Annotated in this window: 5 protein-coding genes; 4 read left to right on the forward strand and 1 reads right to left on the reverse strand. The window is 59.2% G+C overall.

Annotation, left to right across the window (positions count from 1 at the left end; genetic code table 11):
• The first annotated feature begins 468 nt into the window (after positions 1–468).
• From NKJ93_RS23740 to NKJ93_RS23755, 4 genes are all read left to right on the forward strand, one after another.
• Positions 469–6057, forward strand: coding sequence for a DUF3320 domain-containing protein (locus tag NKJ93_RS23740; protein WP_352591410.1), 5589 nt, complete (start codon positions 469–471; stop codon positions 6055–6057).
• A 70-nt stretch (positions 6058–6127) separates the two neighbouring features.
• Entirely contained in the window at positions 6128–7387 is a 1260-nt protein-coding gene (locus NKJ93_RS23745) for a metallophosphoesterase family protein (RefSeq protein ID WP_352591413.1), read from the forward strand.
• A complete protein-coding gene (locus NKJ93_RS23750) occupies positions 7384–10854 on the forward strand; it encodes an ATP-binding protein (protein ID WP_352591416.1) in 3471 nt (1156 codons plus the stop codon). The genes NKJ93_RS23745 and NKJ93_RS23750 overlap by 4 nt, the downstream gene beginning before the upstream one ends.
• A gap of 858 nt (positions 10855–11712) precedes the next feature.
• Positions 11713–11961, forward strand: a complete 249-nt coding sequence (locus tag NKJ93_RS23755) for a hypothetical protein (protein ID WP_352591419.1) — start codon at positions 11713–11715, stop codon at positions 11959–11961.
• Between the two features lie 392 nt (positions 11962–12353).
• Here the strand turns inward: NKJ93_RS23755 and NKJ93_RS23760 are convergent, their stop codons facing one another.
• Complete coding sequence (locus NKJ93_RS23760) at positions 12354–13571, reverse strand: MFS transporter (protein WP_352591422.1); 1218 nt, start codon at positions 13569–13571, stop codon at positions 12354–12356.
• Between the last annotated feature and the right edge of the window lie 40 nt (positions 13572–13611).

The raw sequence follows: 13611 nt of genomic DNA on the forward strand, positions 1-13611 counted from the left end.
TTTTTCGCTGGCGCTGGTTTGCCTTGTAGTTCGGCGCTTTGAACACCATGGTGCCTTCGCAGATCAGCCCGAAGTCACGACTTTGTAGTTGCCCTTTTCGTGAACACGACCATCTTTCCGCGCTGGAGCCTACAAGTTTTCTCGGAATGCAATTAGGAGGGCCGATTGAAAAAGAAGTCGGCTTGCGCCAGTTGGTCGTGGCCGGCGAGGCAGATGCCAGAGCTGCCAACACCTCGTCCAGAGGTATGATGGCATTTTGTCCGAAAGGGAACCTCGAGATCAAGGTGGGGATGCGAAGTGTCCGGAACATTAAACAAACATCCGCAATTTTCCACTAAGCCGCGGTGCTCACAATACTAAAACGATTGAAGTGTTGGTGGCAGCCATTCGAAGTTGAAAAACGAGCATTTTATGTTGCGGACAGCCCTTGTGTAGGCTCTATGTGTCCAGCCTATCAGGGGGGTGTGAGTGTCGGAAGTTGAAAAATCGGTCTTCCAAAGCGATCTGCCTTTAAAGGAAAAGCTCGAGCGAGCCAGGATGGAATTGCTCGACCTTTCTGCTCGCAACCGACTTTTGAATGTGCCACGGTTTTCAAAGAGCGCGAAGACGATCGATATTGTCGACGAGAGGTCGTCTGAGATCTATCGATTGCTGGTGAGCGAAGGAAAGGCTTTTACCTTCCTGGCCGGCAAGCCGGATCGGCCGAAGGCAGGCCAGGTTGAAAGCAGCCCTCCAGACGAGGAAATCGACTATTCCCCCGTTGCTCTTGCTCAGCCTGAGGACGAAGGATTCGACGATAGAGGGGTATCTGCGCGACATTCTGACACCAAGCTTCAGACGAGGATGACCCCAACGGGGCTGCAGCGCCGGCTCCTTGATCTCTACCACGATGCCCGCACACTTGAGGAAGAGCAGGGCGTCAATATCCTCTTTCTGGCCCTTGGCATGCTGAAGTGGATTGACCCGAACAACAAAGAAAACATCCGTCAGGCTCCTCTCATTTTGGTGCCGGTACGGCTTGAGCGAGGGGCCGCTGGAGAAAAGTTTCGGCTGCGAGCTCGTCCGGAAGATCTTACCGCAAACCTCTCCTTGGAACTCTATCTCGACCGCATCCGCAAGCTCGCCCTGCCGCGTTTTGAAGTGGGAGACGACTTCGACGTCTCGGCCTATCTCGATGCCGTTGCCGAAGCAGTGTCGACGAAAGAGGGTTGGCAGGTGCTTGCCGATGATATGGTGCTCGGCTTCTTCTCGTTCGCTAAGTTCTTGATGTACCGTGACCTGGATCCGGATCTCTGGCCGGATGGCGCAAAGATTATCGAACAACCGAAGATCCGCTCGCTTCTTTCAGATGGTTTCGAAGCACGCGAACCGCTGATGTCGGACGACAATGCGATTGATCCGCATATTGCGCCTGCCGAAATGTTGCATATCGTCGACAGTGACAGTTCTCAGACGCTGGCGATCCATGATGCAAGAAAAGGTCGCGACCTCGTTATCCAAGGTCCGCCTGGGACAGGAAAATCGCAGACGATCGCAAACATTATCGGGTCGGCCGTTGCCGACGGAAAGACCGTGCTGTTCGTGGCCGAAAAAATGGCTGCGCTGGAAGTCGTGAAGCGACGGCTTGATACTGCCGGAGTGGGGGACGCCTGCCTCGAGCTCCATAGTAACAAGGCGAACAAGCGCATGATGCTGGAGGAGCTGCGGCGCACCTGGCAACTCGGATCGCCTAGGGGACAGCTTCCTTCTTCCCTGACTGAGCGCTTGCTGGAGGCTCGGGATAAACTCAATGCACATGCTGCACGAATGCACGTTGCATTTGGAACGTCCGAACTCACTCCATACCAGGTTCTTGGCCAGCTAACCCGACTAAGGCAGAACGGGCAAAAACCAGTTGATATTGAACTTGAGGATGCCACCGCTTGGACGAATGACGGTGTCTCGCAACGTCGCAAACTTCTCGATGAGGTGTCTCAGCGGATCAACGAGATCGGCTTGCCGATCCACCACCCATGGCGGGGAGTTGGCCTGGATGTCGTTCTACCAACGACTATTGAGAGGCTCGTCCCACGCATTGCGTCGTCGCTGGATCAAGCAAAGGCTCTGCACGCCAAACTGGCCGATATTGCTGAGCGGATCGAGGCGAAGCCTCCGCAAATCCTCAGCGACAGCGGCGAGGTAGAAGATCGTGCTGAGCTTCTCGCGTCCGCACCTGGACTTCCTGCCGAGGCGCTAGTCTCGCCGGTTTGGGATGAGCGTCCAAAGGACATTGCATCGCTTCTCTGGACAGGAACGGATTTCAACCGCAAATCCGAGGAACTGTCGGAGCAGTTGGTGGCGACGGCTATCGACACGCCAATCGAAGGTCTCGAGACAGAGCTTGCTAAGCTTCCTTCAGACTTTCCGAAAGATGGTTTCGTTCGTGCGCGCCAGCTAACCGTGTTGCTCCCACGCTTACGGGAAGAAGCTGAGCGGCTAAATCAAGAACTGGGGTCTACGGTTTTACCGGACACGCTTGCAGGACTCCTCAGGCTAGTGATGACCGGCGAGAGAGTTGCGGCAGCCCCCGATGCGAGCCCTGAGGCATTTGCAGCCACAGTTTGGGACTCCGGGCTGGAACAGGCTGGTGACCTTGCCGACAGCGTAGCAACGCTAGAGACTGCTAGAGCCGAGCTTCAGGGCAAGGTTGTTGATGCCGCGTGGAGTACCAACGTGGCCGCGGCGCGGCAAGCGCTCGCCACGCACACGGGAATATTGAAAGCATTGAATGGCGACTACCGTCGCGCCACTGCACTTGTGCGGACTATTTTGGTAGCCCCTAGCGCGCCTGCGGCGGAGATAGTGGGTCTCCTCGACATTCTGATGAAGGGCCAGGCGGCCGCAGCAAAAGTGCGCGAAGGCGACGCCTTTGGCCGTTCCGCCTTCGGAGCGGATTGGCGCGGGGAGAGATCGTCTTCGGCACCACTCCAGGCCTTAGTGGAGTGGATGCGCACGCTGAGGGGACTTGGCTCGGAACCGCGAATTATAGCCGGGCGGATGGCGGAGCGCTCTGAAGCGGGCGCGCGTGCGGTCCGAGTTCGTAAGGTGATCGAGATAGGTCAGCCGATTATCGAGGGGTTCTGGAACGATTTAGGCCACCTTGCGTCATCCATGCTAGGTGACGTGGCTTCCGCCGAGCGGGCCTCGCTGCAACTGATGGAAGCGAAGGCAAGCACTGTAGCTCAAGCCGATGACGCGTCACGACAGGTTCTGACTGACGTTCCAGATCTGATCAGTGAGCGGGTGGAGATACTGCGCCGACTAGGCAGACTACAAGCGCTTGCTCAAGAGATCGACGACGGGGAAAGCCTTGGCAAGTTCGCATTCGGCTCGTCGTGGCTCGGTCGAGGATCCGATTGGGCCGCTCTCGCGCAAGCCGAACTTTGGCTGAGAGAAAATGGCTCAATCCGGCATTTGGCTGCGCGGTTGCCTGAAAGAAAAGAGATCGCAAACTTGGCGCGTTCAGCGCGTGAAGCGGCCCAAGCGGCAGCGCGGGAATTGAAGGCGCTTGCAGGGGATTTGAAAGCCGATGCTCCCTCCTTGTTTGGAGTAGACGATTTTCCAGACGTCGCGATAGTCGAGGTTGTTTCTCGACTGGAGGGGTGGCTCGATCATCAGGAACAGCTCTCGAAATGGGTTGCCTATGAAGAGCGATCCGAAACGGCCCGAAAGGCTGGACTGGGACAGTTGATAGACGGCCTAGCCGACGGCCAGATTACAACAGGATCGGCGCGATCAGTCTTCGATATGGCCTACTACGAACGAATGTTTCTAGCGATGGCGACCGATGAGCCGGAGCTGGCAAGGTTCGACGGGGAACTGCATTCCAGGGCTGTACGTGACTTCGCGGATCTGGACCGACAGAGGATCAAGGCCGGTGCCATTGAAGTTGTGACGGCTCATCACCGAAAAATTCCTTCAAGAGACGGCGGAGCTGGACCAGTCGGACTGCTTCGTTCTGAGATGGCGCGCAGACGGGGCCACATGCCTATCCGGCAGTTGATGCAGAAGGCAGGGCCTGCCATCCAGGCACTCAAGCCAGTGTTCATGATGAGCCCGCTTTCGGTGGCCCAATTCCTGTCGCCCGGCAGGATGTCCTTCGATCTGCTTGTGATGGACGAGGCGTCTCAGATACAGCCTGTGGACGCGCTTGGCTCGATCGCCAGGGCCAATCAGGTGGTCGTTGTTGGCGACGAACGCCAACTGCCACCCACGACATTCTTCGCGAAGATGACAGGCTCGCAGTCTGAAGATGACGAGGGTGAGGGCGCGCAGGTCGCCGACATCGAAAGCATCCTCGGCCTGTTCACGGCCCGCGGCTTGCCGCAGCGTATGCTCCGCTGGCACTACCGTAGCCGTCACCAATCTCTGATCGCCGTATCGAACAGCCAGTTCTACGAGAACCGGCTTTTCATCGTGCCAAGCCCCTATACCCAAGAGGCAGGCATGGGGTTGCGGTTTCATCATGTGCCGGAGGGGGTCTTCGATTCCGGTGGCACAGGAACCAATCCGGTAGAGGCGAGAGCAGTAGCCGAAGCGATCATCCGTCATGCGAAGGTGAACCCGCAAGAGACTCTAGGCGTTGCAACATTTTCGGTTACCCAACGCCGCGCGATCCAGGATGAACTCGAAGCGCTGCGGCGACTAAATCCCGATACGGAGGAGTTCTTTCACGCGCATCCCAGCGAGCCATTCTTTGTCAAGAACCTTGAGAATGTTCAAGGCGATGAGCGCGACGTGATCATGATCTCGGTGGGGTATGCCAAGAATGCGCAGGGATACATGGCCATGCGTTTCGGCCCTCTTGGTGCGGAAGGCGGCGAGCGTCGGCTCAACGTCCTCATAAGCCGAGCCAAGCGCAGCTGCGAAGTATTCGCGTCCATCACAGACGAAGACATCGACCTGGAGCGTGGCAAAGGGAAAGGCATCTTCGCCTTCAAGCTCTTCTTGCACTACGCGAGAACAGGGCGAATTTCGCTTGCCCAGGCCACGGTTCGCGAAATGGATTCGATCTTTGAAGAACAGGTAGCCAACGCGCTGATCGAAAAAGGTTATCAGGTTCATGCTCAGGTGGGCATTGCCGGTTTCTTCATCGACCTCGCGGTTGCGGATCCAGAGAGGCCAGGCCGGTATATACTCGGCATCGAATGCGATGGTGCAGAATATCATTCGTCGCGCTCGGCCAGAGATCGAGACCGGCTACGGCAATCCGTCCTTGAGGATCATGGTTGGATTATTCATCGGATCTGGAGCGCTGACTGGTTCCAACGACCTCATGAGCAGCTGGAGCGAACCATACTAGCGATTGAGGCTGCCAGAAAGGAACTCGATGAGCGGGCCGAATTGGGGGTTCAGAGAAATCGTGCTGTAGCCGTTCAGGTTGTTATGGTCGACCGGGGCAACGTGACGGAAATCGGTCTCGAGAGCACAAACGGATCCGAGACTCCCAATCGAGCCTACGAAGAGACTCAGCTAAGGCGACCGGGATCGTTCGAACTCCACGAGACGCCCAGCGGAATCATGGCCGGGCTGGTCGAGCAGGTCGTGGCTACAGAAACACCAATCCATGTCGACGAAATAGTTTCGCGTATTCGGGACGCGTGGGGTCTGCAGCGGGCCGGTGGCAGGATTCAGGATGCAATCGAGCGAGGTGTAGGCATAGCACAGAGAGGTGGTGCAGTAGCCCGTCGAGGCAACTTCTGCTTCAAGCCGGGTGCTCCTGTTCGTCTTAGAGATCGCAGTGCGGTCGTGTCCCCTGGATTGCGTAAGCCCGAAATGATTGCGCAGGACGAGGTCGCCCAAGGCGCTATGGAAGTCGTGAAATCCAATCTCGGTGCGACAGAGGAAGAAATTGCCACAGGCGTTGCGAGGATGCTGGGCTTCAAAGCCACAAGCGCACAATTGAAGCAGCTAATTTCGGCCGCGGTCGCCGATTCAGTTGCCAAGGGATTGTTACGGTCCCAAGACGGCTTGTTGGTGGTCGGCGACTCCACGAGCGAGAAATTAGCCGAAGTGTAATGGGGCGTTGCAGCGACCTCGCTGCAATTTCAGTCGAGCTCAGAACACCTCTTTCCCTGGCGGAGGCCGAATGGCATTTCGATTCGTACACACGGCCGATATTCATCTCGACTCGCCGCTTCGTTCGCTGGCGATGCGAAATCCCGATCTTGCCGGGCTCGTGGGCGACGCCAGCCGCCAGGCATTCGTTTCGATAGTGGATCTCTGCCTTGAGGAACGAGTCGACGCGTTGGTCATTGCTGGCGACCTATACGATGGCGAGCAGACCTCGATGAAAACTGCGCGGTTTCTGGCATCGCAAATGACACGCCTGCACCAGACCGGCATCAGGGTTTTCAAGATCCGCGGCAATCATGACGCCTTGTCGCGGATTTCCAAACAGCTGGTGTTTCCCGACACCGTTACCCTCTTCGGCGGTCGTGCTCAGTCGGTATTGCAGACAGCCGGCGGTCTGGACATCGTTTTCCACGGTTTGAGCTTTGCGAACCCAAAGGCCCCGGACAGCCTGCTGACCAAATATCCGGCTGCTCGTGAAGGGGCCGTCAACATAGGCATCATGCATACCAGTCTGGCTGGATCGCCCGGTCACGACGTTTACGCGCCCTGCAGCATCGCTGACCTGCACGCCCACGGTTTCGACTATTGGGCCCTCGGCCACATTCATGTTCGTCAAGTCTATTCCGGCGCAAGCACCGTGGTGATGCCGGGAATACCTCAGGGGAGGGATATTAACGAGGCGGGTGAGAAATCAGTCACCCTGGTGACGGTGCGCGACGACCGTTCGGTGGAGATCGAGGAACGGCTGACCAGCGTTGCGCAGTTCGAACGGGTGAGCGTCGACCTTACCGGGGCGGTGGAGTGGCCCGAGGCCGTCGCGCGTATTCGTTTCGCGCTCGAAGAGATGCGGGCCACCGTCCGATCGCGTCATGCTGTGGCCCGCGTTGGCCTGAGAGGGACGTCACCATTGTTATGGGCGCTGATCCGCGACAGGGACCTCCTTCTTGCCGAAGCCGAACAGGCTGCGGAACAGCTGGGCCATACGTGGGTGGAGAAGCTCGAGCTTGACCTCGCGCCGCCTCGGACGGAGACCGCCGAGGATATTGCTGATCCGATTTTCGAACTCGGGCAATCAATGCGTGCCGATGCCACCTCGGAGGCCTTCCGCGCTGAGGCGAGGGCGTTCGTCCAAAAGATGGTCGCCGACCTTCCGGCTGACGGACGGGATTTTGCTGGGAAGGACGAAGCCGGGCTGGAGCAGTTCCTCGATCAGGTGCTTTCCAAGGGTGCGGACTTGGTCACTGCCCGCCTTAAGTCCGGTGGATCGTCATGAGGTTGCGGCGACTTGACCTCATTCGCTATGGAAAGTTCACCAATAGTACGATCGACTTCGGACCCAAACCGGAATCCGGACCTGACGTGCATATCGTGTTCGGCCTGAATGAGGCCGGCAAATCGACCGCGCTTTCCGCCTACTTAGACTTGCTGTTCGGCATCGAGGAACGGAGCCGCTACAACTTCCTGCACGAGTACAGCGCCATCCGCATTGGCGGCGTGCTGGAACTGGCCGGCTCCGAGCACACGTTCACGCGTACGAAACAGCGTACTAATTCGCTATTGAACGCGACGGGCCAACCGGTGAGCGACGTCGCGATCACGGCGCATCTCGCCGGACTGTCGCGTGACGCTTACACGACGATGTTCTCACTCGATGACGAGACGCTGGAAGCGGGCGGGAAGTCGATTCTGGAGTCGCGGGGCGATCTCGGCAAGCTCCTCTTCACGGCAAGCGCCGGTCTTGGGAACGCAAGTGATACGTTGAACACCCTCGAGGCCGAAGCAGACGCTCTGTATCGGAAGCAGGCGCATGGCACCGAACTGGCGCTCCTGAAGAAGCGCCTTGTTGACGTGAAGTCGCGCAGGGATGCGATCGATACCCTTGCATCAACCTACGAGGGCCTGGAGGCCGAACGTCTCGATGCAGCGCAGCAATACGACCGGACCATCAGTGACCGAGCGGTGCTGGTGGCCAGGCTGGATACCATTGCTCGTTACGTGCGTGCTGCGCCGATGCGGGCGGATATCCGGCGCAAGATTGCCCGGCTGAATGAGCTGCCGGACATCGCCTCCCCAGCTCGCACGTGGACGGGTAGTGTCACCGGACTCATCGATGACGATGCCAGCCTCAGAACGCGGCTGTCCGCAAACATCGACGAGGTCCAGCGCTTGGCGGCAAAAGTCACTGCGGTCGATGAGGATGAATCGGTCCTGTCGATTTCCGAACGAATTCGCGGGCTTGCGGAGAGCAAAGTGCGCCATACCGCGGCTGGCTTTGACTTGCCCACTCGCAGGATGGGGCTGCAAATCCTCAACAACACCGTGGCAAGCTGCCTAGCCGCCTTGGGTCGATCTTCCGAGCCGGATCCTGCCGCGCTGCTTCTGCCTGCCGTCACCGTTGGCGTCGTTCGCGCTATGGTCGAGCAGAGGTCCGGGATTGCTACCGGGGTGCGCGCCGCCCGCGACGAGGCGGCGGCAGCACTCGATGCGCTGCAGGCGGCAAGGCAGCGGGTCGGCGAGGAAAGGGCAGTGCCCGAACCTGCCAGGGCAAGGCTGGGCTCGGCTTTGTCGAAAGCGCGAGCAAGCGGACACCTGGCGGAGATCAGGACGGCTCGCGAGGCAGAAGATGCGGGAACAATTCGATGGGAGGTGTCGCTCGCGCGCTTGCGTCCATGGAGAGGAGATGCCCTTGCTCTCGCCAACGTCGCGGTTCCGAGCGCCGGGCACATTGCCGCCTGGAAGACAGTAGCGTCAGAACTGGCAAGAAACACCGCCGTACTTGCCGAACGCCTCGCCGAATACGAGGGCAACCGTGCCATGCTCAAGGCTGGATTGGATGCCCTTCGTGCCTCGGTCGACGTTGTCGACGATGATGGGGCTGCCGCGATCCGCCGTGTCCGCGATGATGCGTGGGCAACACACCGCGCAGCGCTGACCGGTGACACCGCTGACGATTTCGCCGTGGCACTGGCGCGCGATGACATTGCCAGCGCGGGCCGGCTGGCCGGCGCGGCGGATCTTGCCGAGATCCGGGCAACGACTCGCGAACTGGCCGAGGTCGCGGCCAACCTGTCACGCAACGGCATCCAACGCACACAGCTCGGCAAGGATGTGGATACCCAATTGTTGGAAATCCGCGCGGCCGCCAGAGACCTGCTCGGAGACGCCGTGGAACCTTCGTCTGAGCGCCTGATCGAAAGGATCGAGGATCAGATCGAGGCGCGCAGCGATGCGCTCGCTGCCTGGGAGCAGATCGAACTTCTCCGCAGGAAGGCGGAGCGAGCCGCTGACGCCGGCGAGCAGATACGCTTGGAAATGAGAGCAGCGCTGGAAAGCGTCGGCATAGTATCAGAGCCCGGCGACACCCTCGAAGCAATCATGGCCATCGCTGAGCTGTTTCTGGATCGGCAGCGCAAGGTGGACGCAGAGTATGCCGAGGCGCTCAGAATGGTGGGCTCCAAAGAAGAGGATCTAGCGGCCCGACGGGTTGCCGTAGGCGTGGCGGAGCGTCGCGAGGAGGAATGGCTGGCCGGCATTGTCGAAGCACTCAAGGGAAGTTGGCTCGAAAGCGGGCTCTCAGCATCCGGCGTCGGCACTGTGCTCGATCAATTGGCCGAACTGTCAAGAAGCCTGCAGGAACGGGACGATCTGCAGCTGCGTATCGACAAGATGGCGGCCGACAGGGCTAATTTTCTGGTCGAGGTCATCGCCGTAGCGGTTGAAGCCGACGAGCCGACGGAGGATGGCGAGCCGGAGCAGTTGGCCATCCGCCTTGCCGAGCGCCTGGAGCGCGCCGAGCGGACACGCGAAACGAAGGCAAGCCTCGGCCACGACCTGAAGCGCCTGAAGGAGGCGCGCGACATCCTCGACAATGAGATTTCGGCGCACGAACGCCGCAAGAACGAAGTGCTGGGCGTTTTTGGCGTCGCCACTTTGTCCGAGGTAGTCGAACGCGATGAGCTGCTGCGCGAGCGGGATGGATTGCGCGCTGCCGTCGCTGAACTTGAGGAACGGGTAGTGGCGGAACTTGCAGTCGACGGATTCGAGGAGGCACGCTCGATCCTGGACGCGATCGATTTCGACAGCCTCACGGTCGAGAAGGCTGAGGGCGAGCAGCGGCTTCGCCAGTTCGATGAGATGATCCAGCAACAGCTGATCCGGCAGACACGCGCGGCCGATAAGCTGGACGCCATCGGCGGCGACAGCGCGGTTGCACACCTGGATGCCGAACGGCGCACAACCCTGTTGGAAATCGAGGAGAAGGCCGTTCGTTACATCGAGCTGAAGCTCGGCATCATGTCGGCTGGAAATGCTTTGCGGATCTACCGTGAGAACCACCGTTCGGGGATGATGGCGCGTGCATCAGACGCATTCAAGCTAATGACCCGTGGGCAGTATTCAGGCCTTACAACCCAGCCCGTGAAAGGCGGGGAGGTTCTCATCGCGGTGCAGCGCGACGGGCAATCCAAGCTCGCTGACGCGCTTTCGAAGGGCGCGCGCTTTCAGCTCTACCTGGCACTGAGGCTCGCCGGTTATTACGAGTTCGCGCAATTCCGGCCCTCGGTTCCCTTCATCGCCGACGACATCATGGAAACCTTTGACCATATTCGCTCGGAGGAGGTTTTCAGATTGTTTGGGGAGATGGCGAACACAGGTCAGGTCATCTATCTCACGCACCACAAGCACTTATGTGAAATCGCCAAGGCTGTTGTGCCACAATCTACCATTCACCAGCTGGATTAGGCTCGATTAGAATTCGCCTCAAAACGGTTCAACTAACCAACTCGTCTGACATAGGAACTTTCGATCGAATCCGTCATGACGTCCCATAGAGGTTGAGAAATGCCTATTTTGTTCTGCAATGTTGCGTGGATGAACGACTACGCCGGGCGGAGCGCGGATGACCCGCCTCTCGGTGGCGGGGCATTTCCGAGTAAGCAGGGTTATTGCGCGGAAGAATGCAACTGTTGCAGCCGATGACGGGTACGTTTACGGCTCTTCGAGACGATTAAGGGCGAATTGGATCGGCAGGTGCGCATCCAGAATCTGGGTTCAGGCAAGCACGACGAATTTGTCGACGGGATCGACATCGTTTTGGACGGCTCCGGAGGAAGGCAAAGATCCGCGCGTGGTGGTCGGGTGGTATCGCGGTGCGCGACTGTATCGCCACCGCCAGCACTTCAAGGGGCGTAACCCTTCCGCCCAGCATTACAAGGATAAGATCAGGTCGTTCAGGGCTAGGACACTCGCCGAAAATGCATTCGTGCTGCCCCCGGAGGATAGGCACCGTGGCAAAGGGTGGAGTGGCCAGGCAAGCTGGTGGTATGCGAACGATACGACAGATCGATCCGCCAGAGCATTCGTCAAGAGAGTAAAGGCATTTATCGAAGGCGAGCCAGTCGCTCATGATGGAGGTCGTGGCCGACCGGCTGGAGCGGCAGCGTCCGACGTCTACAAACGGTATGTGCGGAAGTACGAGATCAATGTCCATCCTCAGCATGACAGTCTGCACAAACAGTTCGTAGCGTTTCTCAGCGAGCGATATCCGCGGATTGATTTTCCCGCTTGTTTTCGCGACGACCTTCGGTTGCGGTTGACGCAATGCCGGAAGTGATGGTCGAGATCAAGCCTGCTGATGCGGCTACGATGCGCTTCGCGATTCGCGCCGCGACCGGCCAGTTGCTCGACTACCGCCAGCATCAGCGGTGGACTGGCCGACAGGTAATTCTCGTCGGTGCGAAGGTGACGAGAAAGAACGATCTAAGTCTGGCGTTTGACAGCGGCTTTGGCCTGGCCTGGCCCATTGGAACCGGCGGATTCGAGATCCGCTGGCCCGACGGCGCTGGTTGATTGGCAAGCAAGCGCCGAACGTCCGGAGGCTAAAGCTCAGGGTCGCGATGGATCGGCATTGCTGCTTTCGGTGCCGAACCCAATCTCTCATGTGGGGATATCGCAGTCCTCCAAACGATGCTCAAGTCGGTAGTAATGGTCCCTCATGCTTCGCAATCGTGCAATCAGTCCTTACTCGCCGGCGCGCAGAGCTGTGACGAACTCGTTTTCCTCCGCGAACCTGCTTGGGAGAGATCGTATCGCGTACGTGCGACATCGATGTTTTGCGCCAGCTCAGTGCGGCCAATCGGCGAGGCGCTTGCGCTGGTCCATGAGTAATCGTGCGGAGGACCGCGCCGTGCATCGCATCTCTCGTGCCGCTTGCGCTGCTGAGGCCTCTTCTGTCAGGCGGTCTAGGTTTCGCGCTTCGGGCCGAGCAGGAACACTGTCAGGGCGGCGGCGAACGTGGCAACAGCACTGTAGGCAATGGCACTGGTAATCCCGGCATTGTCCACCAATACTCCGCCGAAAATCGCGCCGGCTGCGATTGCCACTTGGAATGCTACGACCATCAGCACACCGGCGCTTTCGGCCTGCTCGGGAACGGCCCGCCGCACCATCCACGTCTGTAATCCCACCGGCACGGCGCCGAAGGCAAAGCCCCACCCGGCAACCGCAATCGCCGAGGCGAAGGCCGATGCTCCCGCCATCAGCAGCGAAACAGCAGCTATCGCTATGAGCAGCGGTGCAAGGGCCGCGACTGCCTTGAGACTGTACTCGGCCAGAAGCCCGCCGGCCAAATTGCCGAAGAATCCCCCGATGCCAAAAGCAAGCAACACAAGCGAAATCGTTTCGACGTCCAGAGCGGGAACCTTCTCGAGGAAGGCGCGGATATAAGTGATTCCGGCGAAGTGGCCGGAACCGACAAGCAGGACGACCACAAGCGCGACCTTGACCATCGGAATCTTAGCCACATCCAGCAGGCTGCGGAAGCTAGCCACTCCAATCGGAGGCAGTCTCGGAATGGTTATGAGTTGCACCAGCAGTGTAGCCGCGCCGCCGACTGCGGCGAGCATGAAGGCACTTCGCCATCCCCAGATATCGCCGACATAAGCGCCGATTGGAGCTGCGCAAACGGTAGCCACGGAAACGCCGGTGAGGATGATCGCCATAGCGCGCGGCAGGAGGTGGCTTGGAACGAGCCGCATCGCCAGTGCTGCCGACATCGACCAGAAGCCTCCGAGCGCTATGCCGAGCACGACGCGTGCAGTCAGGAGAACCGCCAGCGACCACGCGCCGGCCGCCAGAACGTCCGACAGGATCAGCAGCAGCGTCATCGCCCACATGACGAGCCTGCGGTCCAGGCGCTTTGTGATGATAGCCACTGTCGGCGCCGAGATCGCCCCGACGATAGCGGTCGCCGTCATCGCCTGTCCAGCCGCACCCTCGGTGACACCGAGATCATGCGCGAGGGGCGTGAGCAGGCTGACAGGCAGAAACTCTGCGGTCACCAGCCCGAAGGTGCCCAAGGAAAGCGAAATGACCGCACCCCATGCGGGACCAGACGGTGGGACGGGCTTTTCTGGGTCGTGCAGAACAGCGTCCACAACGCCTGCCGCGGATTGGGTCATGAACGAAGTCTCCACTTTGATGCAATGCAACCTGATGTTG

The organism is Mesorhizobium sp. M0028 (assembly GCF_040323855.1).
GTDB lineage: Bacteria > Pseudomonadota > Alphaproteobacteria > Rhizobiales > Rhizobiaceae > Mesorhizobium.

Bases quoted from the DNA above. Each gene is read 5' to 3' on its own strand.
- NKJ93_RS23750 (WP_352591416.1), top strand. From the start codon at position 7,384: ATGAGGTTGCGGCGACTTGACCTCATTCGCTATGGAAAGTTCACCAAT.
- NKJ93_RS23745 (WP_352591413.1), top strand. From the start codon at position 6,128: ATGGCATTTCGATTCGTACACACGGCCGATATTCATCTCGACTCGCCG.
- NKJ93_RS23755 (WP_352591419.1), top strand. From the start codon at position 11,713: ATGCCGGAAGTGATGGTCGAGATCAAGCCTGCTGATGCGGCTACGATG.
- NKJ93_RS23760 (WP_352591422.1), bottom strand. From the start codon at position 13,571: ATGACCCAATCCGCGGCAGGCGTTGTGGACGCTGTTCTGCACGACCCA.